Annotated in this window: 28 protein-coding genes; 18 read left to right on the top strand and 10 right to left on the bottom strand. The window is 70.0% G+C overall.

Annotated elements, in window-relative coordinates; all coding sequences use genetic code 11:
• Positions 1-28: 28 nt before the first annotated feature.
• Positions 29-1,084 (bottom strand): DUF998 domain-containing protein, encoded by a 1,056-nt coding sequence (locus tag ACIQTT_RS09080; protein ID WP_402788724.1) that lies wholly within the window; start codon positions 1,082-1,084, stop codon positions 29-31.
• 111 nt (positions 1,085-1,195) lie between these two features.
• On the opposite strand from ACIQTT_RS09080, the gene ACIQTT_RS09085 reads away from it, so the two are divergent.
• The 4 genes from ACIQTT_RS09085 (at position 1,196) to ACIQTT_RS09100 (ending at position 6,417) form a co-directional block, all read left to right on the top strand.
• Positions 1,196-2,233, top strand: coding sequence for an aromatic acid exporter family protein (locus ACIQTT_RS09085; protein ID WP_402788726.1), 1,038 nt, complete (start codon positions 1,196-1,198; stop codon positions 2,231-2,233).
• Positions 2,234-2,288: 55 nt separating this feature from the next.
• Entirely contained in the window at positions 2,289-2,957 is a 669-nt protein-coding gene (locus tag ACIQTT_RS09090; RefSeq protein WP_402788728.1) for a DNA alkylation repair protein, read from the top strand.
• A gap of 13 nt (positions 2,958-2,970) precedes the next feature.
• A complete protein-coding gene (deoD, locus tag ACIQTT_RS09095; RefSeq protein ID WP_402788730.1) occupies positions 2,971-3,684 on the top strand; it encodes a purine-nucleoside phosphorylase in 714 nt (237 codons plus the stop codon).
• 198 nt (positions 3,685-3,882) lie between these two features.
• Positions 3,883-6,417, top strand: a complete 2,535-nt coding sequence (locus tag ACIQTT_RS09100) for a DEAD/DEAH box helicase (RefSeq protein WP_402788732.1) — start codon at positions 3,883-3,885, stop codon at positions 6,415-6,417.
• A gap of 30 nt (positions 6,418-6,447) precedes the next feature.
• On the opposite strand, the gene ACIQTT_RS09105 is transcribed toward ACIQTT_RS09100, so the two are convergent.
• The 3 genes from ACIQTT_RS09105 to ACIQTT_RS09115 are packed head-to-tail and all read right to left on the bottom strand — an operon-like array spanning position 6,448 to position 9,217.
• Positions 6,448-7,419 (bottom strand): D-alanine--D-alanine ligase, encoded by a 972-nt coding sequence (locus tag ACIQTT_RS09105; RefSeq protein WP_402788734.1) that lies wholly within the window; start codon positions 7,417-7,419, stop codon positions 6,448-6,450.
• Entirely contained in the window at positions 7,416-8,534 is a 1,119-nt protein-coding gene (gene alr / locus ACIQTT_RS09110) for an alanine racemase (protein ID WP_402788736.1), read from the bottom strand. Before alr ends, ACIQTT_RS09105 begins: the two co-directional genes overlap by 4 nt.
• Entirely contained in the window at positions 8,531-9,217 is a 687-nt protein-coding gene (locus tag ACIQTT_RS09115) for a M15 family metallopeptidase (RefSeq protein ID WP_402788737.1), read from the bottom strand. The genes alr and ACIQTT_RS09115 overlap by 4 nt, the downstream gene beginning before the upstream one ends.
• An 87-nt stretch (positions 9,218-9,304) precedes the next feature.
• Here ACIQTT_RS09115 and ACIQTT_RS09120 point away from each other — a divergent pair, with 87 nt between their 5' ends.
• The 4 genes from ACIQTT_RS09120 (at position 9,305) to ACIQTT_RS09135 (ending at position 12,743) form a co-directional block, all read left to right on the top strand.
• Entirely contained in the window at positions 9,305-10,027 is a 723-nt protein-coding gene (locus ACIQTT_RS09120) for a response regulator transcription factor (RefSeq protein ID WP_402788739.1), read from the top strand.
• Positions 10,028-10,037: 10 nt separating this feature from the next.
• Entirely contained in the window at positions 10,038-11,111 is a 1,074-nt protein-coding gene (locus ACIQTT_RS09125) for a sensor histidine kinase (protein WP_402788741.1), read from the top strand.
• A 256-nt stretch (positions 11,112-11,367) separates the two neighbouring features.
• The gene (locus tag ACIQTT_RS09130) at positions 11,368-11,931 is read left to right on the top strand and encodes a hypothetical protein (protein ID WP_402788743.1); all 564 of its coding nucleotides are present in this window, start codon (positions 11,368-11,370) and stop codon (positions 11,929-11,931) included.
• A 119-nt stretch (positions 11,932-12,050) separates the two neighbouring features.
• Positions 12,051-12,743: a hypothetical protein gene (locus tag ACIQTT_RS09135; protein ID WP_402788745.1), complete on the top strand. Its 693-nt coding sequence runs from the start codon at positions 12,051-12,053 to the stop codon at positions 12,741-12,743.
• Positions 12,744-12,929: 186 nt separating this feature from the next.
• Here ACIQTT_RS09135 and ACIQTT_RS09140 read toward each other — a convergent pair whose 3' ends face one another.
• A complete protein-coding gene (locus ACIQTT_RS09140; protein ID WP_402788747.1) occupies positions 12,930-13,583 on the bottom strand; it encodes an FMN-dependent NADH-azoreductase in 654 nt (217 codons plus the stop codon).
• Positions 13,584-13,660: 77 nt separating this feature from the next.
• Here ACIQTT_RS09140 and ACIQTT_RS09145 point away from each other — a divergent pair, with 77 nt between their 5' ends.
• On the top strand, positions 13,661-13,993 hold the full coding sequence (locus ACIQTT_RS09145; RefSeq protein WP_402788749.1) for a winged helix-turn-helix transcriptional regulator: 333 nt from the start codon (positions 13,661-13,663) through the stop codon (positions 13,991-13,993).
• A 105-nt stretch (positions 13,994-14,098) separates the two neighbouring features.
• Here the strand turns inward: ACIQTT_RS09145 and ACIQTT_RS09150 are convergent, their stop codons facing one another.
• Positions 14,099-15,628: an SDR family NAD(P)-dependent oxidoreductase gene (locus ACIQTT_RS09150; protein ID WP_402788750.1), complete on the bottom strand. Its 1,530-nt coding sequence runs from the start codon at positions 15,626-15,628 to the stop codon at positions 14,099-14,101.
• A 190-nt stretch (positions 15,629-15,818) separates the two neighbouring features.
• Here ACIQTT_RS09150 and ACIQTT_RS09155 point away from each other — a divergent pair, with 190 nt between their 5' ends.
• From ACIQTT_RS09155 to ACIQTT_RS09190, 8 genes are all read left to right on the top strand, one after another.
• Positions 15,819-16,289 (top strand): hypothetical protein, encoded by a 471-nt coding sequence (locus ACIQTT_RS09155; RefSeq protein ID WP_402788752.1) that lies wholly within the window; start codon positions 15,819-15,821, stop codon positions 16,287-16,289.
• A gap of 85 nt (positions 16,290-16,374) precedes the next feature.
• Entirely contained in the window at positions 16,375-17,439 is a 1,065-nt protein-coding gene (locus ACIQTT_RS09160; RefSeq protein ID WP_402788753.1) for a M4 family metallopeptidase, read from the top strand.
• The gene (locus tag ACIQTT_RS09165; protein ID WP_402788754.1) at positions 17,414-17,782 is read left to right on the top strand and encodes a protealysin inhibitor emfourin; all 369 of its coding nucleotides are present in this window, start codon (positions 17,414-17,416) and stop codon (positions 17,780-17,782) included. Before ACIQTT_RS09160 ends, ACIQTT_RS09165 begins: the two co-directional genes overlap by 26 nt.
• A 191-nt stretch (positions 17,783-17,973) precedes the next feature.
• Positions 17,974-18,195 (top strand): hypothetical protein, encoded by a 222-nt coding sequence (locus tag ACIQTT_RS09170; RefSeq protein WP_402788755.1) that lies wholly within the window; start codon positions 17,974-17,976, stop codon positions 18,193-18,195.
• Between the two features lies 1 nt (position 18,196).
• Positions 18,197-18,703 (top strand): GNAT family N-acetyltransferase, encoded by a 507-nt coding sequence (locus tag ACIQTT_RS09175; protein WP_402788756.1) that lies wholly within the window; start codon positions 18,197-18,199, stop codon positions 18,701-18,703.
• A gap of 158 nt (positions 18,704-18,861) precedes the next feature.
• Entirely contained in the window at positions 18,862-19,596 is a 735-nt protein-coding gene (locus ACIQTT_RS09180; RefSeq protein ID WP_402788757.1) for a ribonuclease H, read from the top strand.
• 18 nt (positions 19,597-19,614) lie between these two features.
• Positions 19,615-20,001 carry a DoxX family membrane protein gene (locus tag ACIQTT_RS09185; RefSeq protein ID WP_402788758.1) on the top strand — a complete coding sequence of 129 codons (387 nt, stop codon included), beginning with the start codon at positions 19,615-19,617 and terminating at the stop codon, positions 19,999-20,001.
• A gap of 73 nt (positions 20,002-20,074) precedes the next feature.
• A complete protein-coding gene (locus tag ACIQTT_RS09190) occupies positions 20,075-20,725 on the top strand; it encodes a Pr6Pr family membrane protein (RefSeq protein WP_402788760.1) in 651 nt (216 codons plus the stop codon).
• Between the two features lie 16 nt (positions 20,726-20,741).
• Here the strand turns inward: ACIQTT_RS09190 and ACIQTT_RS09195 are convergent, their stop codons facing one another.
• The 3 genes from ACIQTT_RS09195 to ACIQTT_RS09205 form a co-directional block, all read right to left on the bottom strand.
• Positions 20,742-22,103, bottom strand: coding sequence for an FAD-dependent oxidoreductase (locus ACIQTT_RS09195; RefSeq protein WP_402788762.1), 1,362 nt, complete (start codon positions 22,101-22,103; stop codon positions 20,742-20,744).
• Between the two features lie 146 nt (positions 22,104-22,249).
• Positions 22,250-23,227 (bottom strand): SRPBCC domain-containing protein, encoded by a 978-nt coding sequence (locus ACIQTT_RS09200; RefSeq protein WP_402788764.1) that lies wholly within the window; start codon positions 23,225-23,227, stop codon positions 22,250-22,252.
• Positions 23,228-23,229: 2 nt separating this feature from the next.
• Entirely contained in the window at positions 23,230-23,625 is a 396-nt protein-coding gene (locus ACIQTT_RS09205; RefSeq protein WP_402788766.1) for an ArsR/SmtB family transcription factor, read from the bottom strand.
• Between the two features lie 191 nt (positions 23,626-23,816).
• On the opposite strand from ACIQTT_RS09205, the gene ACIQTT_RS09210 reads away from it, so the two are divergent.
• Positions 23,817-24,023, top strand: coding sequence for a hypothetical protein (locus tag ACIQTT_RS09210; RefSeq protein WP_402788768.1), 207 nt, complete (start codon positions 23,817-23,819; stop codon positions 24,021-24,023).
• 142 nt (positions 24,024-24,165) lie between these two features.
• On the opposite strand, the gene ACIQTT_RS09215 is transcribed toward ACIQTT_RS09210, so the two are convergent.
• A complete protein-coding gene (locus ACIQTT_RS09215) occupies positions 24,166-25,764 on the bottom strand; it encodes an ABC transporter substrate-binding protein (protein WP_402788770.1) in 1,599 nt (532 codons plus the stop codon).
• Positions 25,765-25,803: the final 39 nt, after the last annotated feature.

Here is a 25,803-nt window from a genome sequence, read left to right on the forward strand (position 1 = left end):
ACCGCAGAGGGGTGGCCCGGCGATCGGGCTAGGCGTGCAGCAGGTGCGCACGCGCCGACGGACGCGGCACGTCGGGCGAGAGGATCGCGAGCACGCGCACGAGGGTCGTCATCCAGAGCAGTCCGAGCCCGACCGCCATCGCTTCGAGCGCGGTCATCGTGATGAGCCCGAACACCGCGAACAGCACGAACGCGACCGTGACCAGCGCACCCACTCCGATCGTGGTGATGCTCAGCGCCCGCGGCGCCCCGGGCACGACGACCGCGGTCACGGTCATCGACGCCGCGAAGAACAGGAGGGTGATGGGAGCCACGATGTTGTGCGCGTCGGGAAAGCGGTGCAGCGGCAGCAGCCCCACTCCGGCGAGCGCGAACCCCGTGACGATCCACAGTCCTGACGTGACCGCGATGCGTCCGAGCGCCGGGTCGCCGAGGATGCGGTGCAGGTCGCGGCCGATGTACGCACCGACCGTGCCGACCAGCGCACCGGCGACGACCAGGGTGCCGTTGAACGCCCAGGCATCGTCGCCCATCCCGAGCTGCGAGAAGTTGATCTCCCACCAACGGGGGTCGGCGGCGGTCACCATCGCGAAGAGGGTGCCGATCACCAGATAGCCGAACAGGATGCTCGACAGGTCGGCCGTGCGCAACCCGATGCCCGCGGCGAAGGCGAAGCGTCCGCCCACGGCTGCCGCGAAACCGGTGACGAGGGCGCCGCCGACGAGGGTCAGCTCGAGGCCCTGCAGACCGATCGCCAACACCTGGGTGCCGAGGAGCACTCCCATGCCCGCGACACCGGCGAAGGCCACGGTGAGAGCGATCGCCGAGATATCGGTGATGATGCGCTGCCACCGCGGCATGGGGGCGGTCTCGTTCCGGCGATGCCGAAGGGTGCTCACGACGAAGGCGCCGCCGGCGATGACACCGGCGGCGGAGGCTGCGGGCAGCGCCAGAGAGCCGCTGCCGATGAGCATCCGAGGCTCGGGACCCAGGAGCACGAATCCCGCGACGGTGCCGAGCACGAAGCACACGACCGTCGCCCAGACCGCGACGGTCTCACCGCGCAGCCGTTGTCCCTGGTCCATGGGTACATCGAACCACTAACTGGTTACGCCGGTATATCAGCAATTGGTCGAAGCATCCACCCGTTCCCGCGCGGGCCGCGAGCAGCGGCGCTCCGGGACTACCGTGGGGACATGCGCATTCCCGCCGCGATCCGCGCCAGCCAGCGATCCCCGCTGCTGCAGGTCGTGAAATCCGCGGCGGCGACCATCGCGGCCTGGCTCGTGGCCGGATGGGTCTTCCCCTCGCAGTTGCCCGTGTTCGCGGCGATCGCCGCGCTTCTCGTCGTGCAGCCGAGCGTCAACCAATCACTCTCGAAGGCTCTCGAACGCAGCATCGGGGTGATCGCGGGAGTCGTGATCGCGATGGGTCTGGGCCTGCTCCTCGGCTCACCGAGCTGGATCGTGCTGCTCGCGATCGTCGTCGCGATGCTCGTGGCGTGGATCTTCCGCGCCTCCCCCGGCACCGGCAACCAGGTCGCGATCTCGGCCATGCTCGTGCTCGCCCTCGGCTCGTCGAGCCCCGAGTACGCGTTCGCCCGCATCATCGAGACGCTCATCGGCGTCGCGATCGGCATCGTGGTGAACGCCCTGATCGTGCCGCCCGTGCTCGTCGCACCCGCACGTCACCACCTCGGCCTGCTCGGCGCCGAACTCGCGGCGAGCCTCGACCGGCTGGCCGACGCCCTCCCGCACCCGCAGCCCCCGGCGCGGATGCAGGAACTGATGCTCGAGGCCCGCCTGCTGCGCCCGATGAAGGATGCCGCGGATGCCGCGATCGCCGCAGGCGAGGAATCGCTCACTCTCAATCCCCGACGGTCCACGCACCGCGCGGATCTGCGGGAGATGCGCGCGCTGCTCGAGCGGCTCTCGCCGATCGTCACCCAGGTGATCGGCATGACCCGTGCCTACGCCGACCACTACGACGACTCGATCGGCGAGGAACCCGCGGTGATCGCGATCGCCGAGCAACTTCGACGAGCCGGGCACGACGTGCGCCTCGCCGTGCAGATCGCCGATGTCGCCCCCGAGCCCGAGACGCTGACCTCCGCCATCCCGGCCCTCACCGCACCGCTCGTGATCCGGCCGCCGTCGAGCCAGCACTGGATCCTCATCGGATCGCTCATGGAGGACCTCCGGCGCATCCGCGGCGAGCTCGTCGACGAGGACTGATCCGGCGACGGCATCCGCTCGTCCGAATGTCCGCCGCGCCGCCTACCCTGGTCTCATGAGCGACGTCACCCTCGACCAGGCCCTCGCCGAGCTCGCCGCGCTCGAAGACCCGAAGATGCGGGCGGCCAACGAGAAGCGCGGCGACGACCACGGCATGAACCTCAGCCGGCTGCGAGCGGTCGCGAAGAAGATCAAGACCGACCAGCCGCTCGCGCAGGAGCTGTGGGCGACGGGCGAGACGCCCGCCCGACTGCTCGCCCTGCTCGTCTGCCGCCCGAAGGACTTCACCGCCGACGAACTCGACGCCATGCTCCGCGAGACCGACCGGCCCAAGGTCAACGATTGGTTCGTGAACTACGTCGCCAAGAAGACCCCGCTCGCCGAGCAGATGCGCCTGCGCTGGTTCGACGACGCCGATCCGACCGTCGCCGCGGCGGCCTGGTCGCTCACGTCGGTGCGGGTCGTCAAGGACCCCGACGGCCTCGACCTCGATCATCTGCTCGACCTGATCGAGGCGCAGATGAAGGATGCCCCGGCACGGCCGCAGTGGTCGATGAACGAGACGCTCGCGCAGATCGGTATTCATCACCCGCAGCTGCGCGAGCGGGCCCTCGCGATCGGCGACCGCCTGCAGGTGCTCGCTGACTACCCGACGGCTCCCGGCTGCACCTCACCCTTCGCCCCGATCTGGATCGGCGAGATGGTGCGTCGCGCCGGCGGCTGATTACCCTGGGAGCATGAGCACGCACATCGCGGCCGAGCCCGGTCAGATCGCCCCCATCGTCCTCTTCCCCGGAGATCCGCTGCGGGCCAAGTGGATCGCCGAGACGTTCCTCGACGACGCCGAGCTGTACTCCGAGACCCGCGGGATGCTCGGGTTCACCGGCACCTGGCAGGGCCACCGCGTCTCGGTGCAGGGTTCGGGCATGGGCCAGCCCTCGATGGCGATCTACGCGAACGAGCTGTTCGCGGAGTACGGCGTGCAGACGATCGTGCGCGTCGGATCGTGCGGCGCGCTGACCGAGAAGCTGAAGGTGCGAGACATCATCATCGCGAACGCCGCGAGCACCGACTCGGGTATCAATCGCGTGCGCTTCCACGGACTCGACTACGCCCCCGTCGCCGACTTCGCCCTGCTGCGCGCGGCGGTCGAGGCGAGCGAGACGGAGGACCTCGATTCGGCCGTGCACGTGGGCCAGTTGTTCTCGAGCGACCAGTTCTACAGCACGCGCCCCGAACTCACGGAGCCCTTCGTGAAGCACGGCATCCTCGGCGTCGAGATGGAAGCCGCCGGCCTCTACACGCTCGCGGCCTTCCACGGCCGCCGCGCGCTCGCGATCTGCACCGTCTCCGACCACATCGTCACCGGCGAGGAGACCACGGCGCAGGAGCGCGAGCAGACGTTCGGCGACATGATCCGCATCGCGCTGCGCGCCGCGACCTCGGTCTGAGGCATCCGCTGGGGGCGGAGCCGGCTCGGGGCGGAGCCGGAGGCCTGTACCTAACTCAGGAAGAACGGTGGTGATTCGGTCGGATCGGGCTGTTCTCGTGCGCCGACGCCGTGTTCTTCCTGAGTTGGGTACGCAAGCGGTCGGACAATTCCTCGGATTGCGGCGACCGCCCGCGCCGGATGGGATGATCGAAGCACCATGGCATCCCTCCTCGACCCGGCCACCCTTCCCGACGGATCCGATGCGGATGCCGTCTACACGGCGTTCGTCGAGTGGGCCGAGTCGACCGGCCTGACCCTCTACCCCGCGCAGGACGAGGCGATCATCGAAATCGTCTCGGGCAACAACCTGATCCTGTCGACCCCGACCGGCACCGGAAAGTCGCTCGTCGCGATCGGCGCGCACTTCGCCGCCCTACTCGACGGACGCCGCAGCTACTACACCGCGCCGATCAAAGCCCTGGTGAGCGAGAAGTTCTTCGCACTGGTCGAGGTGTTCGGCGCCGAGAACGTCGGCATGGTCACGGGCGACTCGTCGGTCAACGCGGATGCTCCGATCATCTGTTGCACGGCCGAGATCCTCGCGAATCTCTCGCTGCGGCAGGGGACGGATGCCGAGGTCGGCCAGGTCGTGATGGACGAGTTCCACTTCTACGGCGACCCCGACCGTGGCTGGGCGTGGCAGGTGCCGCTGCTCGAGTTGCCGCAGGCGCAGTTCATCCTGATGTCGGCCACACTCGGCGATGTGACCGAGCTCGCGTCCGACCTGACCCGCCGCACGGGGCGCGGCACCGCCACGGTGACCGGCGTCGAACGCCCGGTACCTCTGCACTTCTTCTACGAGCAGACCCCGATCCACGAGACGATCGACGATCTGCTGGGCACGGGACAGGCGCCGATCTACATCGTGCACTTCTCGCAGGCCGCGGCGATGGAGCGGGCGCAGGCGTTGTCGAGCACGAAGGTCGCGACCCGGGAGCAGCGCGATGCGATCGCCGATCTGATCGGCTCCTTCCGCTTCACGACGGCGTTCGGCAAGACGCTCTCGCGCTTCTTGCGGGCGGGGATCGGCGTGCATCACGCGGGGATGCTCCCGAAGTACCGCCGCCTCGTCGAGCAGCTCGCGCAGCGCGGTCTGCTGCGGGTGATCTGCGGCACCGACACGCTCGGCGTGGGCATCAACGTGCCCATCCGCACGGTGCTGCTCACGGCACTCACGAAGTTCGACGGCACCCGCATGCGCCAGCTGAACGCGCGCGAGTTCCACCAGATCGCAGGGCGCGCCGGCCGCGCCGGATATGACACCGCCGGCACCGTGGTCGCGCAGGCGCCGGAGCACGAGAGCGAGAATCTCGCCGCCATCCGCAAAGCGGGCGACGACCCGAAGAAGAAGCGCAAGATCATCCGCAAGAAGGCGCCCGACGGATTCGTGTCGTGGGGAGAGCCCTCGTTCCGCAAGCTCATCGACGCGACGCCCGAGACGCTCACCTCGCACATGCAGATCACCAGTGCGATGATGCTCAACGTCATCGGCCGCGGGGGCGACGTGTTCGGCAATATGCGTGCGCTGGTATACGACAATCACGAGCCGCGCGCACGCCAGCGCGAACTCGCTCTGCGCGCGATCGGCATCTACCGCACCCTGCTCGAATCCGGTGTGGTGGAACAGATCCCACAAGGCCCGGTTGCTGAGCGAGGAGCGCAGCGACGAGACGAAGTGCGGCTCACCGTCGACCTGCAGCCGAACTTCGCCCTCAACCAGCCGCTCTCCCCGTTCGCCCTCGCGGCGTTCGAGCTCTTGGGCGAGGAGTCGCCCAGCTACGCCCTCGACATGATCTCGATCGTCGAGGCCACGCTCGACGATCCGCGCGCGGTGCTGAGCCAGCAGGAGTTCCAGGCTCGCGGCGAAGCGGTCGCGGCGATGAAGTCCGAGGGCATCGAGTACGACGAGCGCATGGAACTGCTCGAGCAGGTCACTTATCCGAAGCCGCTCGACGAGCTGCTGACCGCCGCGTTCGAGACGTTCAGCGCCGCGCAACCGTGGATCCGCGACTTCGAACTGCACCCCAAGTCGGTCGTGCGCGACATGTACGAGCGCGCCATGTCGTTCGGGGAATATGTCGCCTTCTACAAGATCGCGCGCTCGGAGGGCGTGGTGCTGCGCTACCTGTCGGATGCCTATCGCGCGGCATCCCAGACCATCCCCGAAGAGCTCAAGACCGAAGACCTCCGCGACCTGATCGAGTGGCTCGGCGAGCTCGTGCGCCAGGTCGACTCCAGCCTGCTCGACGAGTGGGAAGAACTGCGGGCCGGCATCGACAACGGACGCGTGGATTCCCCCGACGAGATCGTGCCGCCGGCGCCGAAGCGCCTGACGAGCAACGTGCGCGCGTTCCGCACCCTCTTGCGCAACGAGCTGTTCCGGCGGGTGCAGCTCGCCGCGCGCGAAGACGTCGACGCCCTCGCCGAACTCGATCCCGCCTTCGGAGCGGATGCTTGGAACGACGCCCTCGACGCCTACTTCGCCGAGCACGACCAGATCCTCACCGGGGCGGATGCCCGCAGCTCCGCGCTGCTCATCCTGACCCCCGGCGAGACGGCGTGGACGGCACGTCAGATCTTCGACGACCCCGCCGGCGACCACGACTGGGGCATCTCGGCGACGGTCGACCTCGCGGCATCCGATGAGGCCGGCGAGGCCGTCGTGACGGTCACGGCCGTCGACCGGCTCTAGTCGGCCAGGGGGCGGGACCCTTCGACAGGCTCAGGGACCCAGCGCCCCGGGTACCCTCGCTCCCTTCACGAGCCGCGCCACCAGGTCGGGATACGCCACACCGGCGGCCGCGAACATGCGCGGCGCCTGCGAGGCGGCGGTGAGCCCCGGCATGGTGTTGACCTCGTTGAGCACCGGCCCGTCGTCGGTGAGGAAGAAGTCCATGCGGGCGAGACCCCCGCACCCGAGGGCGTCGAACATCGCCAGGGCGGCCCGTTTGAGGCCCGCCACCTCGTCGGACGCGAGCTGCGCCGGGACCGTGAAACGCGCCGTCCCGTCGTACTTCGTCGCCGTGTCGAAGAGGCCCTCGGCATGGATCTCGAGCGGCGGCGCCGCCCAGCGGATGCCGCCCGCCTCGCACAGCACGGCGACGTCGATCTCGCGCCCGCGCACGACCTCCTCCACGAGGATGCGGCGGTCGAGCCGCGCCGCCGCGCGCAGCGCGGGAAGGAGCTCGGCCTCGTCGCGCACGAGCGCGACCCCGTGACTCGACCCCGCCGAGACCGGCTTGACGACGACCGCACCGTCGAACTCCACGTCGCCGATGTCGTCGGCCGAGATCACCCGCCCCCGCGCAGTACGGATGCCGACGGCATCCGCCACCAGCTTCGTCGCCCACTTGTCCATCCCGAGCGCGCCGGCGCGCACCCCCGAGCCGACCACGCGCACTCCGGCGAGCGCGCAGAGCGCCGCGAGCGCGCCGTCTTCACCGGGCGAGCCGTGCACCGCAGGGAAGACGACGTCGGCCCGCGCGATCAGCGGCATCGCGAGCGCCAGCGATTCCGCCGCCGAGGCCCCCGCCCGGATGCCGTCGGCACGCCAGATCCCGTCACGGTCGATAGTGACGCACGTCACCGCGTGGTCGCCCATGCGCAGGGCCGCCGCGACCGCCGCCGCGGAGGCGAGCGACACCTCGTGCTCGGCGTTCTGTCCTCCCCCGATCACCAGCACGTGCACCGTCATGCGATGCTCCTCTGCACGCGCGCGCCGATGCCCGTGAGGATGGTGTGCGGGATCGTTCCGGCCCAGCGCGCCCAGTCCTGCAGCGAGGGCTCGGCACCGCCGCCGGGTCCGAGCAGTACCGCCTCCGTGCCGCGCGGCACCTCGGCATCGCCCGTGTCGACGACGATCTGATCCATCGACACCCGCCCGACGATCGGATGCCGCGCCCCCTCGATCGCGACTCCCGCCGCCGGCGACAGCTCGCGGGGAATCCCGTCGGCGTATCCGACGCCGATCACGCTCAGACACGTCGCGCGCTCGACGATGTGGTCTCCGCCGTACCCGACCGCGGTTCCCGCTGGCACGCGCGCGCTGTGCACGACGGATGCCGTCCACCGCGCGGCCCCGGCGAGCACTGTGGTCTCGGAGGGATCGATGCCGACGAGGCCGGCCCCGATCCGCACCAGGTCGAAATGGGTCGCGGGGTCGGTGAGTGTCCCGGCGGTGGCGGCGAGGTGCACGATCAGGGGCCCGAAGCCGGCCCGCAGCACGGCATCCCTCCCCTGGCGCAGCCGCCGCACCGCCGCCGCGTTCGCGCACGGATCGCCGGCGTCGGCCCGCGGCAGATGCCCCATGACACCGACGACGTCGATCCGCCCGCGCGCCGCCCGCGCGACGCGCAGCAGTTCGGCCCAGTCGTCGACCGGGCATCCGCCGCGGGCCATGCCCGTGTCGAGGTGCAGGTGCACGCGCACGGGAGCTACGGCATCCGCGGACAGCTGTCGCAGTTCCTCGACCGAGCCCACCGCGATGTCGGCGCGGGATGCGTGCGCGAGCCGCGCATCGACACCCGCGGGATTCAGCCACGCGAGGATGGGCTCCGTGAGCCCGGCTTCGCGCAATTCGACGGCGTCGGCGGCATCCGTCACTCCCAGCCAGGTCGCCCCGGCGGCGACGGCGGCCCGCGCGATCGGCACGGCCCCGAGTCCGTAGCCGTCGGCCTTGACGACCGCCATGATCGCGGCGTGCGTGGAGGCGCGCACGCGCGCGACGTTCGCCGCCACCGCCGCGGGCAGAGTGGTGAGCGTCGGTGCGTGCAGTCGCGAGAGCGCGACGCCCTCGATGACCGCGCTCATCGCTGCATCCGCGGGTCGTCGGTCGGGTCGTCGTACATCTCGGGGCAGCCCTGAGCTACGGCATCCGGTCGGAGTTCGTAGTGCCAGGGCTCGTTTGCGTAGATCTGGCAGAGCCCGTAGCCCGCGCCGTGCTGGGCGAGCCAGTCGAGGGTCGGAAGACCGCCGAGGTCGACCGCCTCGCCCGACACGTGCAGCGAGGTCTCGGGGGTCGCGACCCACCGCGAGGCCTCCTCGGCGGATCCGTAGCTGATCACGGCCTGGTCGAGCATGTGCTGCTGCAGGGCCGCCGAGCGCCAGCCGCTGTTGACGAGGAAGGTGACGTCGGCGTCGGATGCCGCGCGCTGCAACGCGTCGAGCAGTGCCGGGTCGAGGTTGCCGACGGCCACGCGGTCGGTGTCGAACACGGTCGGCTGGTCGCCGTCGCGGATCACACCGTCGGCGTCGCTCGGAGCGAGCACCGATCCTCCCGGCGGGATCGAAGCGGCACCCGTCGATGTCTCGGCGGCGCTGTCGTCGGTGGAGGCATCGGGCCCGGGACCGGCGGTGAAGCTGTGGGAGAGCACGGCATCCGCGGCGGCGAGCGACTGCTGCACGGCGAAGGCGGCGATGACGGCGACGATCAAGGCGATCGCCGACCAGACGATCCGCCGCGCACGGCGGGTGGTGGAGGTGGTGCTGTTCATCCCCCCAGTGCAGTCGCCGGGCTGTTGCCGGGGCGTATGCGGTTCTGCATATGCTCCCGATATGTGCGGGTGCGTAGGATCGCAGCCATGCGTGTGCTGATCGTCGAGGACGAGCCCTACCTCGCCGAGGCCGTCCGCGACGGGCTGCGGCTCGAAGCGATCGCCGCCGACATCGCCGGCGACGGGCACGTCGCTTTGGAACTGCTCGACATCAACTCCTACGACATCGCCGTGCTCGACCGCGATATCCCGGGCCCGTCGGGCGACGACATCGCCCGCGCGATCGTCGCTTCGGGCAGCGGTATCCCGATCATCATGCTCACCGCCGCCGACCGCCTCGACGACAAGGCCTCGGGGTTCGAGCTCGGCGCCGACGACTACCTCACCAAACCCTTCGAGCTGCGCGAACTCGTGCTGCGGCTGCGTGCGCTGGGGCGGCGCCGCGAGCGCGCCCGCCCGCCGGTGCTCGAAGTCGCGGGGCTGCGGCTCGACCCGTTCCGCCGCGAGGTCTTTCGTGACGAGCGGTACGTCGCGCTCACCCGCAAGCAGTTCGCGGTGCTCGAGGTGTTGGTCGATGCGGCAGGCGGGGTCGTGAGCGCCGAGGAGCTGCTCGAGCGCGCCTGGGACGAGAACGCCGACCCCTTCACCAACGCCGTGCGCATCACCGTGTCGTCGCTGCGCAAGCGCCTCGGGGAACCCTGGGTGATCGTGACGGTGCCGGGCGTCGGGTATCGGATCGCGACGGATGCCGGGGATCGCGCGGATGCCGGAGGTGCGGCGGCGGATGCCGGAGCGGATGCCGATGCCTAGGCGTCGGGGGGTGAGCGCCCGACTGCGACTCGCCGTCAGTTACGCCGGGGTGGTGGCGCTGGCGGGTTTCGTGCTGCTGGCGGTCGTGTGGTTGTGGCTGCTGCGGTACGTGCCGGATCAGAACATCGACCCCGGCAACGGCATCTTCGTGCCCAACCGTTCCGACCTCGTTCGGGCGTTCACCCCGTTCGCGACCTGGGCGATGATCGGGCTGATCGCGGTGGGGCTCGTCGGCGGGTGGCTGTTGGCCGGGCGGATGCTCGCGCCGCTGTCGCGCATCGGTGCGGTGGCACAACTCGCGGCCCAGGGGTCGCTGTCGCACCGGGTGCGGTTGGAGGGTCCGAGCGACGAGTTCCGCGACCTGGCCGACGTCTTCGACGCGATGCTCGAGCGGATCGAGGCGCACGTCGAGGAGGAGCGCCGGTTCGCGGCGAACGCCTCGCACGAACTGCGCACCCCTCTCGCGATCTCGCAGACGCTGTTGGAGGTCGCCCGCACCGATCCCGATCGCGACGTCGACGCCCTGATCTCGCGGCTGGGCGAGGTCAACGTCCGGGCGATCGAACTGACCGAGGCGCTGCTGCTGCTGAGCCGTGCCGACCGGCGGTCGTTCACGCACGAACCCGTCGACCTGTCGCTCGTGTCGGAAGAGGCGGTCGAGGCGCTGCTGCCCCTGGCCGACCGACGCGGGGTCACGATCGAGGTCGGCGGGGTTCCTGCGGTCGTCTCGGGGTCGGCGGCGCTGCTGCAGCAACTGGTGACGAACCTCGTGCACAACGCGATCGTGCACAACCTCGACTTCGACGGACGCGTCGCCGTGCGCACCCACGACCTCCCCGAGGGGCTCGCGGTCGTGGTCGAGAACACGGGTTCGATCGTTTCCGCCCATCGCCTGGACCTGCTCGTGGAACCGTTCCAGCGGGGCGCCGAGCGCGCCCGCGGCGACGACCACGTCGGGGTCGGACTGGGCCTCGCGATCGCCGAGCGCATCGCCCAGGCCCACGACGGCTCGCTCGTGCTCACGCCCCGCCCCGCCGGAGGCCTCATCGTGACGGTGTGGCTGCCGCGCCCCGCCCCTGAGTGAGCGCGCGCCATCTGCAGGGACGAATCACATCTGCAGGGAGAAAACCCCGATTCCTCCCTGCATCCGTCGTCATTCCCTGCAAACGGATGCCGCCGGTCCGGTTCCTGAGCGAGCGCGGCGAGACGGGCCCGCCCCACTCGGTTCCTGAGCGAGCGAAGCGAGACGAAGGGCCCGCTCCCACACAACTGGGTCCCTGAGCCTGTCGAAGGGTCCCACTCCGTGATGCCCGATGACGGCCTGTGGATAACTTCCGCGGGTGCGCTCAGAATCGGGCTACTTTGTGGCGGTGATGTCGACCCGATACCCCGCTGCCACCCTCGCTCTCGTCCTGGCCGCCGCCGCTCTCAGCGGTTGCGCGCCCGCCCCGGAGCCCTCCCCCACTCCGACCCCCGCCTTCGCGAGTGAGGAGGAGGCGTTCGCCGCCGCCGAGGAGGTGTATCGGGAGTACATAGACGCCGTCAATGCAGAGCATGGAGGCGATGCCAGCGCTGACTCGCATGATTACCTCACCGGCACGATTCTCGAGTCTGAACTCGAGAACAGCCGTGCACTCGAAGCGTCTGGCTTACACATCGAAGGAGACACGGTCGTTCTTGGGTTCGTCGGAGACGAGACGACCATCGATGCGGTGCAAGCAACCGTGACTGGCATCGCATGTCTCGACATCACGTCGGCGCACGTGATCGACGCTGCCGGAAAAGATGTCACCCCTGCCGAACGGAGCGACGTCTACAGCATCGTCGTCACGTTCGTCGGGTCAAGCTCGTCATTGTTGATCTCGAAGTATGAGGTAGGCACGGGGACGGTATGCGAAGGCTGATCGTGTCTCTGACCATCGCGATTTCACTCCCCCTGCTGGCTTCAGCAAGTGCGGGGTGTTCGCAAGGGTCGATCGTCTCTGGCGGATGCGGGGTAGCAAACGACGGCACATCGATCACCGTGACCGGCACGCAATCCGCCGCTCAGTCGCCCGGCTCCCCGTCCTCCTCCTGGTCCCCCTCGAACTCCGGCTCCCCCGGCACCCCGGTCGACACCGGCCCGAGCGAGCTGGAACGCTGCCGCGCCGACGCCGGCCGCGCACGCGTCTGCCTCGAGCCCCGGAGCCGCGCCGAACCCTCAACCCCGGCCCCGGCATCCGCCCCCGCAGCCCCGACGATCTCGATCACCGACCTCGTCACCCTCACCCCGGCGACCGCGACCCCGACCGCCGACCCCGGCAACGTCGGCATCGCCGGACTGCCCACGAACTTCGTCGCCACCGCATCCGTGCACACCCGCACCGGCACCCTCTTCGGCGCACCCCTCACCGCCCGCTTCACCCCCACCGGCTACGACTTCACCTACGGCGACGGCACCACCGCCCACACCACCACCGGCGGCGCCACCTGGGACACCCTCGGCCAACCCCAGTTCACCCCCACCGCAACCAGCCACACCTACACCGACCGCGGCACCTACGACACCACTGTCACCATCCACTACACCGCCGAGATCGACCTCGGCACCGGCTGGATCCCCCTCGACGGCACCCTCACCACCCCCGGACCCACCCAACGCATCCGCATCTACGAAGCCCACACCGCCCTCGTCGCCCACACCTGCACCGAACAACCCACCGCCCCCGGCTGCTGACACGGCATCTTCCCTGCAGGGCACACGGGGCGGGGCCCTTCGACAAGCTCAGGGACCCAGGTGCCGCGCCTCCCGCCGTCTCATCTGCACACCTGCACGACGAAACCGGCGGATGCTCCGTGCAGACGTGACATCTCCGTGCAGACGAGCGCGCGGCTGCCCGGCGCCTCCCGAAACTGCCGCGCGTCAGGCGACGTTGCCGCGCAGCGCCGCGATCTCGCGCCCGTAGGTGCGGGCATCCGTCTCGGCGTTCTCCTTGAGCTCGCGCGCGGTGTCGGCGAAGGCGTCGAGTGCCGGGTTCACGCCGACGAGCGTGAACGGACGCTCCACGACGCGCAGGTCGAGGCCCCACACGTCTTCGAGCACGCGGCGCAGCCAACCGGTCGAGTGGTCCCAGCCCTCCTTGGGGGTGCCGGGCGCGTAGTTGCCGCCGAGCACCGTGACGAGGGTCGCCGGCTTTCCGCGCAGTGCGGTGCCGGTCGGGTCGATGCGCGGGTCGGTGTAGGCCACGTCGAACCAGGTCTTGAAGTGCTGCGAGACGCCGTAGTTATAGAGCGGCACGGCGAAGAGCAGCGCGTCGGCGCCGATCAGCTCGTCGGCGAAAGAGGTGGCGAGGGCGCGAGCCTCGACCTGGCCGGGCGTGCGCTGCGCCTCGTCGACGAAGCCGCCGGTGACGGCATCCGCCCACACGGTCGCGGGCACGGGGTCGGCGGCGAGGTCACGCCGGGTGACGGTGGAGTCGGGGTGCGACGCGGTCCACTCGGCTTCGACGAGGTCGGCGAGCGACCGGCTGGCGGACGACGCGGGAAGGATGCTCGCATCGAGGCGGAACAGGGACATGGATGACACCTCTCGTTTTCGTAGTCGCTCGTTTTTTCTTAGCGATATCGGTTAACGTAGCACGCTAGAATGGGGGCATGGCCGAGATCGAGCACGATCTGCACCGGTGCGACGCCGCCGTCACACTGGCCTTCAGCGTGCTCGGAAAGCGCTGGAACGGCATGATCGTGTCATCCCTCGGCGGCGGCCCCTCGACGTTCGTCGCCCTGCGCCGAGCGGTCGCGGGCATCAGCGACACCGTGCTCTCCGACCGCCTCGCCGAACTCGCCGACACGGGCCTCGTCGCACGCACCGTCGATGCCGGTCCACCGGTCACCGTCTCCTACGCGCTCACGCCCGGCGGCGAGGGACTGCTGCCGATCCTCGACGACCTCGGCACCTGGGCCTCCGCCAACCTCGTGCGCCGCTGACGGCATCCGTCCCGGGCTTTCGAATCGCGCGAACTGTCGCCTCCACGCGCCGAAACTCGCAAGTCAAGCGATTCGCAAGTCGAAGGGAAGGGTGAAAGCCGCGCCTCACCAGGGGCTGGGCTCGTAGTCCTTCAGGAACACGCCGTGGATGTCGTCGCCGGCCTCGCCGCGCACGATCGGGTCGTACACGCGGGCGGCGCCGTCGACCAGGTCGAGCGGGGCGTGGAAGCCCTCCTCCGCGAGGCGCACCTTCGTATAATGCGGGCGCTCGTCGGTGATCCACCCGGTGTCGACGGCGGTCATCAGGATGCCGTCCTTCTCGAGCATCTCACCGGCACTGGTGCGCGTGAGCATGTTGAGCGCGGCCTTCGCCATGTTGGTGTGCGGATGCCCCGGCCCCTTGTACCGGCGCGAGAACTGCCCCTCCATCGCCGACACGTTCACCACGTACTTGCGTTGCGCCGACGAGGCCGCCATCGACGCACGCAGGCGGCTGATGAGCAGGAACGGCGCGGTCGTGTTGGCGAGCTGCACCTCGAGCATCTCGAGCGGGTCGACCTGTTCGATCGACTGCACCCAGCTGTTGACGGTGTTGACGTCGGGCACGAGCCCCCCGGCGTCGATCGCGGTGCCGTCGGCGTGCTTCTCGAGCGACGACGAACCGGGGGCCATCGCGACGCGGGCGAGGTCTTCGGCGGTGAGCGCCTGGCCGCCCTGCTCGGCGACGGTTCCGCCGAGGGCCGCGACCGACAGCAGCGGGTGCGCATCGACGGATGCCTGCAGCGCCTGCGGGTGCGGATCGGCGGTGTGCCCGAAGGTCTCCATCTCGGGGAGAGGGCCGTCGGGAAGCGGGTGGAGCTCGGCATCCGCCAGCAGCGAATACGAACCCGGGGAGCGGCGGACGGTCTGCGCCGCGTTGTTGATGAGGATGTCGAGCGGCCCCTGGGCCGCGACCGAATCGGCGAGACCGATCACCTGGGCGGGGTCGCGCAGGTCGATGCCGACCACGCGCAGACGGTGCAGCCAGTCGGCCGAGTCGGGCAGCGCGGTGAATCGGCGCACCGCGTCTCGTGGGAAGCGGGTGGTGATCGTGGTGTGCGCGCCGTCGCGCAGCAGCCGGAGCGCGATGTGCATGCCGATCTTCGCGCGGCCACCCGTGAGCAGAGCACGCTTGCCGGTCAGGTCGGTGCGGGCGTTGCGCTTGCCGTGGCTGAAGCGGGCGCAGTCCGGGCAGAGCTGGTGGTAGAACGCGTCGACCTGCGTGTACGGCTGCTTGCAGATGTAGCAGTTGCGGGGCTTGAGCAGCTCGCCGGCGATGGGGGCGTCGACCACGCTCGTGGCGAGGTCGTGGCCGCGCGTCTCGTCGTCGATGCGGTCGGGGGCACCGGTCGCCGTGCGAGCGACGACGGCTTTGTCGGCCTCGGCGATGGCGTCGCGGATCTCCTTGCGGCGCACCCGCTTGACGGCCTTGAACATCGCGGCGGTCGCGTGGCGCACGGCCACGAAGTCGGGGTGCTCGTTGTCGATCTCGTGCAGCTCGCTCAGCACGCGCAGGGTCGTGGCGAGATCGTCGGGATCGATGCCGGGGCCGAGGTCGCCGGAATCGCTGAGGTCGTCGCGGGGCGCATCGGTCATTGTGCCGATTTTACGCGAGAAACCCGGGCGTGCCCTGCGGGGCGGAGCGGCGTCGCGGGTCTGCGTACCCAAATCAGGAAGAACGATGCCGCTCGACCCGAAACGGTGCCGAATCGGCATCCGTAGCCGCCTTCTTCCTGAGTTGGGTACGCCCTCGACCCGGGCCCACCACCGGGGGCACAATGTCTGCATGCCCACTGATGCGCATGTCCTCGGCCCCGGCCTGCTGCCGACGCCGTTCACCGCGGCCGAGATCCGCGAGGCGACCGGCGACGGCAAGACGATCCGCCTGTTCGTCGAGTCACCCGACGGATCTCAGCACGAGCGGTTCAACCGATTCGAGCAGACGGATGCCGAGGGCGCCACGCTCCGCGCCTGGTTCGCCGAGAACCCCGCCGACGTCGTGACGACCCGGGTCACCTGGGCCGATCTGCAGCACCACGCGGCGTTCCCCGCCGACCACACCACCGTCACGACCGAGGCGATCGTCATCCCGCTCGGACGCATCGAGTGCACGCGCTACGACACCTCCGACGGGCCGGATGCCCCGGTGGAGACGTACTGGTTCTCGCCCGCCCACCCCGGCATGCCGGTGCGATACGAGGTTCCACTCGACGGCGGGGTGCTGCGCACGACGGTGATGAGCATCGATTCGGCGTGAATCGAACCGGCGTGAGATGTGAGGCGTATGGCGTGGTCACGCAAGGCCCTGCCCGAGTGTCGGCGGCCCGGCGTAGGGTCGCTGCATGAGCGCAGAGATCGAACGTCACGGAGTCGTCCCGTCCTATCTGCTCGCCCGGCTGGCTGCATCGGGGCGGTTCCCGCGTGCGGCCGCCGCCGCGCGGCAGACCCTCACCGCGGGGCGACCGCCGTTCCGTGCGCGCATCGACCTCTCGATCGACGAGAACGGCGACCTGGTCGCACAGCTGTCGGATGCCCCGAACCGCACGATCAGCGACGCGGCGAACACGCAAGCCCTCCCGGGCGCGGTCGTGCGTTCCGAAGACGATCCACCGGTTGCCGACGCTCCGGTCAACGAGGCCTACGACGGGTTGGGGGCGACGTTCGAGCTGCTGCTCTCGGCATTCGGCCGCAACTCGCTCGACGACGCCGGCGCTCCGCTCGATGCGACGGTGCACTACGGGGTCGACTACGACAACGCCTTCTGGGACGGCGAGCGCATGGTGTTCGGCGACGGCGACGGCGAGGTGTTCCGCGGGTTCACCGGATCGCTCACGGTGATCGGGCACGAGCTCGCTCACGGCGTGGTGCAGCACACCGCGAACCTCGAGTACCAGGGACAGCCCGGGGCGCTCAACGAATCGATCGCCGACGTGTTCGGGGCCCTGACCGAGCAGTACGCGCAGGGCCAGAGCGCCGCCGATGCCACCTGGCTCATCGGCGCCGAGATCTTCACCGAGGCCGTCGAGGGCGTGGCGCTGCGCTCGATGATCGCGCCCGGCACGGCCTACGACGACGACGAGCTCGGCAAGGATCCCCAGCCCGACCACATGAGCGGCTTCGTGCGCACGACCGAAGACAACGGCGGCGTGCACATCAACTCCGGCATCCCCAACCGTGCCTTCGCCCTCTTCGCGACAGACCTCGGGGGCAACGCATGGGAGACCGCCGGCACCGTCTGGTACCGCGCGCTCACCGGAGGCCTCTCGAGCACGGCGAACTTCACGGCCTTCGCCGATGCGACCGTGGCCGCGGCATCCGACGTCGACGAGGCCAGCGCGACAGCCGCTCGACGCGCCTGGACGACCGTGGGAGTCTATGAAGATGAGCGAGTCCCCGCAGCCGACTGACGCGGAGTCCTCTGCCGCGCCCGAGTCCTCGGCTCGCGATGGGCGATCGAACGATCCCGGGGTCATCATCGCGGTGGTGCGCTCGGGCGGGATCGCGGGCATCAGTCGGCGCTGGCGCGTGGAGATCGCGGCATCCGACTCCCCCGACGCCGAACCGTGGATCGCGCTCATCGAACGTTGCCCCTGGAGCGCCAACCTCGACGACTCGGGCGGCGCCGACCGCTTCGTGTGGAGCATCCGAGCGCGCACGCCCACCGAGCACCTCGAACGCGAGCTGCCCGACGGCGCTGTCGCCGGCCCCTGGCGCGACCTGGTCGACGCCGTGCGCGCCGCCTCGGCCTGACTCGCGCCGCCTCGGCCTGACTCGCGCCGCTCACCCCGCTCACCTCGCTCGCCCCGCGAGGGGTCACAACACGCCGCACGCGACGCCTCTGGCGCGGCGTGCCTTGACCCCTCATGCCTGCCACCGCGCGAGCCCCGTGGATCCGGTGTGAATCCGGCCCCGTCCAGCCGCGGCGGAGAGACAATGGGGAAATGGGACTGTTCCAGCACCGCCCGGAAGAAGAAGAGAACCAGTGGGCCGGGCTTCCGTCCGAGCCGCTCGAACGTGACGGCGTCGACGCGCTCGCCACCACGCCCGCCGTCGACCCGCTGTCGATCGGCCTCGGCGCCGAGGTCGGGTCGATCGTGTTCCCCGTCGCACCCCCGGCACCGTCCGCGGTGTCGACCGAGAATCGCGAACCGGACGAGGACTGACATGACCTCCCCCGCATCCGACGGCATCGAGGTCCGCCGCGTGACGGCCGACGAATGGATGCTGTGGCGAGCCGCGCGCCTCGAAGCCCTGCGCGAGTCGCCCGCCGCCTTCGGCTCGCAACTCACCGACTGGATCGAGGCGCCCGAGTCGCGGTGGCGCGAGAGGCTGTCGGTTCCCGGGGCGCACGACCTGCTCGCGGTCGACGGCGAGCACGTCGTCGGGATGATCACCGGCATGCCGGTGGCCGACGACCCCTCCCGCACCGAACTGATCTCGATGTGGGTCGCTCCGTCGGCGCGCGGCACGGGACTCGCCGCCGATCTGATCGATCGCATCGTCGATTGGGCGACGGAGGGCGGAGCATCCGTGCTCGAACTCTCGGTCATGCCCGACAACCCCACGGCGCACCGCGCCTACGAGCGCGCGGGCTTCGCGACCCTCGACGAGCCCGGCGACCTCCTGCCCGACGGCCGCCGCGAGATCCGGATGCGCCGCACCCTGCGCTGACGCGCCCTCTTTCCTCGTGAGGGGTCAAGACACGCCGCGCGACCGGCATCCACAACGGCGTGTTGCGACTCCTCACGCCCCCGGCGCCCGTACACCCCCTCGCGTTCGTGAGCCGCGACCCGCCCGGCGACGTCTGCGGCCCCGGCTACGGTGGAGGGATGACGATCACCGCCGCCGCAGACGGCTCCGCCCTGGGCAACCCCGGCCCCAACGGCTGGGCCTGGTACATCGACGACGACAACTGGGCGGCGGGCGGGTCTCCCCACGGCACCAACAACCAGGGCGAGCTGCAGGCGGTGCTCGAGCTGCTGCGCGCGACGGCCGGGAGCGACGAGAAGCTGCTCATCCGCTGCGACAGCCGCTACGTGATCGACTCGGTGACGAAGTGGATGCCGGGCTGGAAGCGCAAGGGCTGGCGCAAGTCCGACGGCGGCCCCGTGCTCAACCGCGACATCCTCGAGGGCATCGACGAGGCGATCCGCGGGCGCGACGTCGAGTTCTCGTGGGTCAAGGGGCACGCCGGCGACCGACTGAACGAGGCCGCCGACGAGCGGGCAAACGCCGCGGCGAAGGCTTATCAGGCGAAGCAGGAGCCGCGCCGGGGCCCCGGCTACACGCTCGCCACGGGTGCCGGAGCCGCCGTCGCGGCGTCCGCGCCGATCGCGGCCTCGGCTCAGCACGCCCCGTCAGCCGCCTCCGACCCCGTCACGACCGCCCCCTCGGATGCCCCGCTCTGGGCCGAGACCTCGTCGCTGTTCGACGACTTCGACACCCCCTCCGCCGACCCGATCGAGCTGCGCCTGACCCTCACGGGTGACGAGCACGCCCGCCTGCGCGACCGCGCCGAGGCGCAGGGGATCTCGCTCGAAGCGGCGCTCCGCCGTCTGATCTGACGCGCGTACACTCGCCTCATGTCGACAACCGCACGCACGATCGGCCGCATCTTCCTCGGATCCTCGCTCGTCTTCGCGGGGGTCTCGCACCTGACGTTCGCCCGCCGGGAGTTCCAGGCGCAGGTGCCCGAATCGCTGCCGGTCGACCCCGACGTCACGGTGCTCGCCTCGGGCGTCGTCGAGGTCGGTCTCGGCTCGGCACTGCTGCTCGCCCGCAAGCGCCGGCGGCTGGTCGGCACGATCGCCGCGCTGTTCTTCGTCGCGGTGTTCCCGGGCAACGTCTCGCAGTGGATGCACCAGCGCGACGGGTTCGGCCTCGACACAGACATGAAGCGCTTCGTGCGGCTGTTCTTCCAACCGGCGCTGGTCGCGCTGGCCGCCTGGTCGACCCGGACCCGCCGCTGAGGCGCGTTCCCACGACCCGCTGAGCCGCCCGAAAGTAGACTCGGCGGATGAGTGGACGGCGGGTGACGCAGCGGTGAAGACGCGTACCGTCTTCGGCCTGCTCCGACTCGGCGCCGCCGCGCTCTGCCTGGTCGCCCTCATCCACCGCCTCGCGTGGGGGCTCGCCTCGCACACCGTCGCGAGCCAGAACTTCTTCGCCTACCTGACCAACCAGTCGAACGTCGCGTTCGTCGTGCTGCTCACGATCGCCGGCATCATCGCGCTCCGCAAAGCCCGCGATCCGCGCTGGCTCACCGTCACCCTCGCCCTCGTGCTCACCTGGACGATCACGGCCGGGATCGTGTTCGCGATCCTCGTCTGGCAGGCGGGGCTGCGCGGCATCCGCATCGACGTGCCGTGGTCGGATCAGGTGCTGCACTTCTACCTGCCGGCCTGCGCGGCGCTCGCCTGGGCGCTCGCGCCCGGCCATCGCGCGGTGCCGTGGCGGGTGGTGCCGGCGACGCTAATCTACCCGCTCGTGTGGGGCGGGTTCACGATGATCCGCGGCCCGATCATCGGCTGGTACCCGTACTACTTCCTCGACCCGCGGCAGATCAGCGGACCGGCGGAGTTCCTCGTGTCGTCGGGTATCGCCCTCGCGACGTTCGCGACCGTCGCGACCGCGCTCGTGCTCATCAGTCGGATGCCGTTGCCCCGACGCCTCCGGCAGGATCAGGCCGAGTAGTCGACGCGCTGCCGCCTCAGGCGGCGTAGGGCCCGAGCGCCTCGAGCGCGAGCGCGACCGCCTCGTCCTTGCCGAGTTCCGAGAACCTCGCCGCGGCATCGCCGCCGACGATCCCCACCAGCACGTTCTCGCCGGTGGCGGGGAGCAGGTTGATCCAGGTACGGATGCCGACATCGCCGCCGACCGTGTGCCACACCGCCTCTTCGGCATCCCAGAACGGCTCGTCCCAGCGCAGCCACACGGTCTCGATCGATCCCATCGCGAGCGCCGAGATCGCGCCACGGTTGGCGAAGGGCAGCGGCGGGTCGAACTCGATGCCCTGCTCCTGCAGCACTCCGAGCGGCACCGTCACGACGACGCGGTCGAACGACAGGGCTTCACCGGTGCCCATGCGCACGCTCACGCCGGTGTCGTCGTAGGCGAGGCGGGTGACCGGCTGGTTGAGGCCGACCTGCACGCCGTCGAGCGTGTGCTCGATGAACGGCAGCAGACTGTCGCGGGCGGCACGCGGCTCGGCCGGAGGGAGCGGCGGTGCGAACCAGCTCGACAGCTTCGCGGCCTCGGCGCCGGAGGTGGTGGCGAGGAGCGCCAGCAGGGCGAGGGTCGTGGGGTCGGCGGTGTCGACGTCAGCCGCAACGAGGGCGTCTGCGACCGAGCTGTCGACGGGGGCGGCCTGAGCTGCGGCGAGCGCGGCGGTCAGGGACTCGGTGGCGACGGCATCCGTGTCTCCCTCGGGCGAGCGCCAGAGCGAGCCCGCGAGATCGACGACGGCGATGTCCTCGGCCTCGAGGGTCTGCACGAGGTCGGCATCCGACTCGCCGAACAGCCACGCGCCCAGCTGCGGAGGCACGGGCCAGGCGTCGTCGACCCGCGAGTACACGCGCCCGCCGACGCGATCGCGCGCCTCGAGAACGGTGACATCGAAGCCCGCATCGTTCAGTCGCGCGGCTGCCGTGGCGCCCGCGAGGCCCGCACCGATCACGGCGATGCGCTCACCGTCGCCCGCGGCATCCCGCAGTTCGTCGGCGGCGCGCTCACCCGAGGCGATCGCGCCGCGCATCGTGGCCGGGGCCTCTTCATCGGTGGCCTCTCCCGCGAAGAAGAGGCGGTCGTCGACCGGACGCGCGAGGGCGCTGCGGGTCTCGGCCCCGACGCCGGCGGGCACGAAGCTCACGGCGCCGAACGCGTACTGGTCGCTGGTCCAGGTCGAGCGGATGCTGCCGGCCGGAAGCGGCACCCCGTTCGTGGGCTGCGGCTCGGGCGAACGGGTCGGTGTGCGCGTGGGCGTGGGCTCGGGTTCGGGCGTGCACGAGGCGAGCAGCACCGAAAGGGCTCCGGCCCCGGCGCCCAGAAGCAGAGTGCGGCGCGTGATCCTCATCGTGTCGCCACTTTATCCCGCCCGGGTGGACGGTGGCTGCTCGGATGGCGCATTCGAGGGCGCGAGAACAGGCGATCGCGCCGGGTCAGGCCGTTCTGGAGAGAATCAGCCTGACGCGGCGCGATCGCCTGCGTCGGATGCTGCGGTCAGACCGCGAGCAGCTCCCGCTCGAGGCGGGCGTACGAGGCCTCCATGCCGTCGGCCATGCCGGTGGCGAGGATCATGTCGCGCGTCTCCTTGTCGGGGTACTCGATGTACAGCGTGATGAGGGTCGCGCCGTCTTCCTCGTAGAGATTGAGGTCGTTGAGCGTCTCGACCGGCATCCCGATCATCCGCTCGGTCTGCACCGACCGCTTCGGGGCGTCGATCAGCAGCGCCTCGCCCTCGAATCCGAAGGGTTCGCCCTCGGTGTCGCCGACCGGGGCCCAGGAGTTGACGTAGCCCTGACCGACCTCGGTCGCGACCGTGCACTCCGTCATCACCCAGCCGTCCGGACCGAGCAGCCACTGCTTCATGAGCTCGGGCTCGTTGTGCGCCCGCCAGACCAGCTCACGCGGCCCCTCGACGAGCCGCGTGATGCGCACGTGGGTGTCGTCGAGCAGTTCGACCCGCGTGCCCTTGCCCTGCGCGTAGTCGCGGAGGTCCTGCAGCACCGCGTCGAGCTGGCTCATCGCGAGCGTCGTGCCCTCGATGACCCCCATCGCGACGACCTGCTCGAGCGCTTCGGCCGACGAGAAGTAGCTCGTGCTGACCATGCGCGTGCCCTCGGCGGTCGGCTCGAAGGCGATCACCATGCGCATTCCGGGGAGGGCGTCGTTGGGCGTTCCGTCTTCGTCGGCGAACGAGTCGAGCACCTCGAAGCTGCGTGGTCCGTCGATCTTGAGGAACTCCCAGGTGCCGGAGGCCTTCTCCCCCCGCGGGCCGTTCATCGTGTAGTTGGCCTTGCCGCCCACCGTCTGGTCCCAGTGCGTGAAGGTGGCGGGCCATCCGGGAGGACCCCAGAAGCGCTCGAGCTGGCGCGGGTCGCTATAGGCATCCCAGACCCGCTCGACGGGGGCCGCCAGATCGGCGACGACCGTGATGGTGAGGTTCTCGGCATCCGTCGTGACATCGGTGACAGGCATTGTCAGTCTCCTTGTTCGTGTTCGGTGTGTTCGGTGTTCTTCGTGGTGCTGTCGGTGGTCGGGGTGGGCGCGGCGAGCAGGTCGTCGAGGCGGGCGATGCGCGATCGCCAGAGCTCTTCGTACCGGGCCAGCAGCGCCTTGGCGCGGGCGATCATCTCGGGATTCGCGCGGACGAGGCGCTCGCGTCCTTCGGCGCGCTTGACGATGAGGTTCGCGGCCTCCAGCACGGCGACGTGCTTCTGCACCGCGGCGAACGACATCTCGTACTCGGCGGCGAGGGTCGAGACCGACTGCTCGTTCTCGATCGTCCGGCGCAGGATGTCGCGCCGGGTCGACGTGGCCAGTGCGTGGAAGACACGGTCGACCTCCGCTTCGCTCAGTTCTCGTTGTGCAACCATTTGGTTGTATGTTATGCCTGATCGGATGCCGTGTCAAGAGGTTCGCGTGGACTCACCTGCAGGGAGAGAACACACCTGCAGGGAGCATCCGCCCGTTTCTCCCTGCACGTGTCAGAACTCCCTGCAGGTGATCGGGAGGCGCGCCCGACCAGCGCCGCCACCGCCCGGAACCTCGACCTAGGGTCGAGCAGATGGACTACAACTCCCTGTTCCCCCTGGTCTCGGCGATGTGGACATCCGTCGCACTCCTCGCCGGCGGCTACGCCCGCACGCGCAACCGCTCGGCGTGGACCTGGTTCCTGCTCACGCTCTTCTTCGGGCCGATCGCGGCGTTCTTCCTGGTCGTGTGGGAGCCGGTTCCGCGGATGCCGTCGGCCCCGGCTCCGACCGAGAGCTGAGGGGGGCGGGTCCCTTCGACAAGCTCAGGGGCCCAGTAGCGGTCAGGGACCCAGTGGCGGATGCCGAACCCAGCAACACACAGAAGGAGGGCGACGGAACCCCGTCGCCCTCCTCCCCTCAGTCACCTCAGGGGTGATCCGTTCACTCGGCCATCGACACCGACGTGAAGTCCAGCCACCAGCTCTTGGGCTGCTCGAAGCCCTGCACGGCCGACGACATCGCACGCGGCGCGGTGTCGTTGGCGACGAACAGCCACGCGGCATCCTGCGTCACGAGGTGTCCGACCTGGGTGAGCAGCGCGGCGCGCTCCGCGTCGTCGACGGTGACCAGGGCCTGGTCGTAGAGCGCCTCGGCCTCTTCGTTGCAGTAGTCGAAGAAGTTGCCGTCGCAGCCGAACCAGAAGCCCTTCCAGCTGGAGGGCTGCTCCAGGCTGAACGCCTGGTTCGCGGCCTGCCATCCGGTGTTGCCTTCGCCGAGCTGCGCGTACATGCCCGAGAAGTCCACCGGCTCGAGCGAGACGTCGATGCCGACCTCGGCGAGCTGCGCCTGCAGCGCCTCGTTCATGGCCTTGGCCTGCATCGAGCCCGATCCGGCGGTGATGTAGCCCACGGTCACCTCGACGCCGTCGGGGTAGCCGGCCTCGGCGAGCAGCGCCTTGGCCTTCTCGGGGTCGTACGTGTAGAGGTCGTCATCGGCGGTGTAGTACAGGCTCGCCTCGGCGAACATCTGGGCGGCGGGAGCGGCGGTGCCGTGCAGCAGGTCCTCCGCGATCGCGTCGCGGTCGATCGCGTAGTTCATCGCCTGACGCACGCGGATGTCGTCGAACGGCGCCTCCTGGGTCATGAGCTGCCACGACCACTCCCAGTCGAACGGGTTGCCGGTGGCGACGAAGCCCGCGTCCTCGAGGCTCGCGAGGTCGTCGGGGAGCGCGGCCTCGATCCAGTCGACGCGTCCGGAGCGCAGAGCCGCGGTGCGTGCGGAGGGATCGGGGATCAGCTCGACCGTGAGGCGATCGAGCTTGGCGACATCGCCCCAGTAGTCCTCGTTGCGGGTGAACGAGATCGACTGGTTCTGGGCGAGCGAGTCGAACACGAACGGGCCGGTGCCGACCGGGTTCGTCGCCTGGCCCGCGGCCCCCGACTCATCGAGCGACGTGGGGCTCGCGAAGTACACGTTGTACAGATCGGCCAGGAAGAAGGCGAACGGCTGGTTCAGGGTGAACGTGACGGTCTGGTCGTCGACCTTCTCGACCGAGTCGACGAAGGTGAGCACCGTGTAATAGGTGATGAGCACCGGGTCGTAGTTCGGGTCGGACTCGTCGGTGTATCGGTTGATGTTGTAGATCAGGGCATCGGCATCCCAGGGGGTGCCGTCGTGGAACGTGACGTCCTCCTGGAGGTGGAAGGTGTACTGAAGGCCGTCCTCCGAGACGTCCCACGACTCGGCGAGCGCGGGAGCAACGCCCGCAGGAGCGTTCGGGTCGGAGACATCACGCTTGGTGAGGCCCTCGTACACGAGGTTGCCGATGAGGCGCTGGCCCTCGTAGCCGGCGGTCGTGATCGCGCCGGTGTCGAGGCTCGGGAACGAGGCCATCTGCGAGCCGATGACCAGTTCCTGCTCGCCGTCGGATCCGCCGGTCGTCGGCGCTCCACCGGAGGAGCAGGCAGAGAGCGCGAGACTCGACGCCAGAACGAGGCCTGCAACGATTGCCGCTCTGCGGCGTGGGGATGGGGTGTTCATGTCTCTCCTCAGGTTCGCTGTGTGTGGTGCGGGTGGTGG

The sequence above is a fragment of the Microbacterium sp. NPDC090225 genome (assembly GCF_044772365.1).
Lineage (GTDB): Bacteria > Actinomycetota > Actinomycetes > Actinomycetales > Microbacteriaceae > Microbacterium.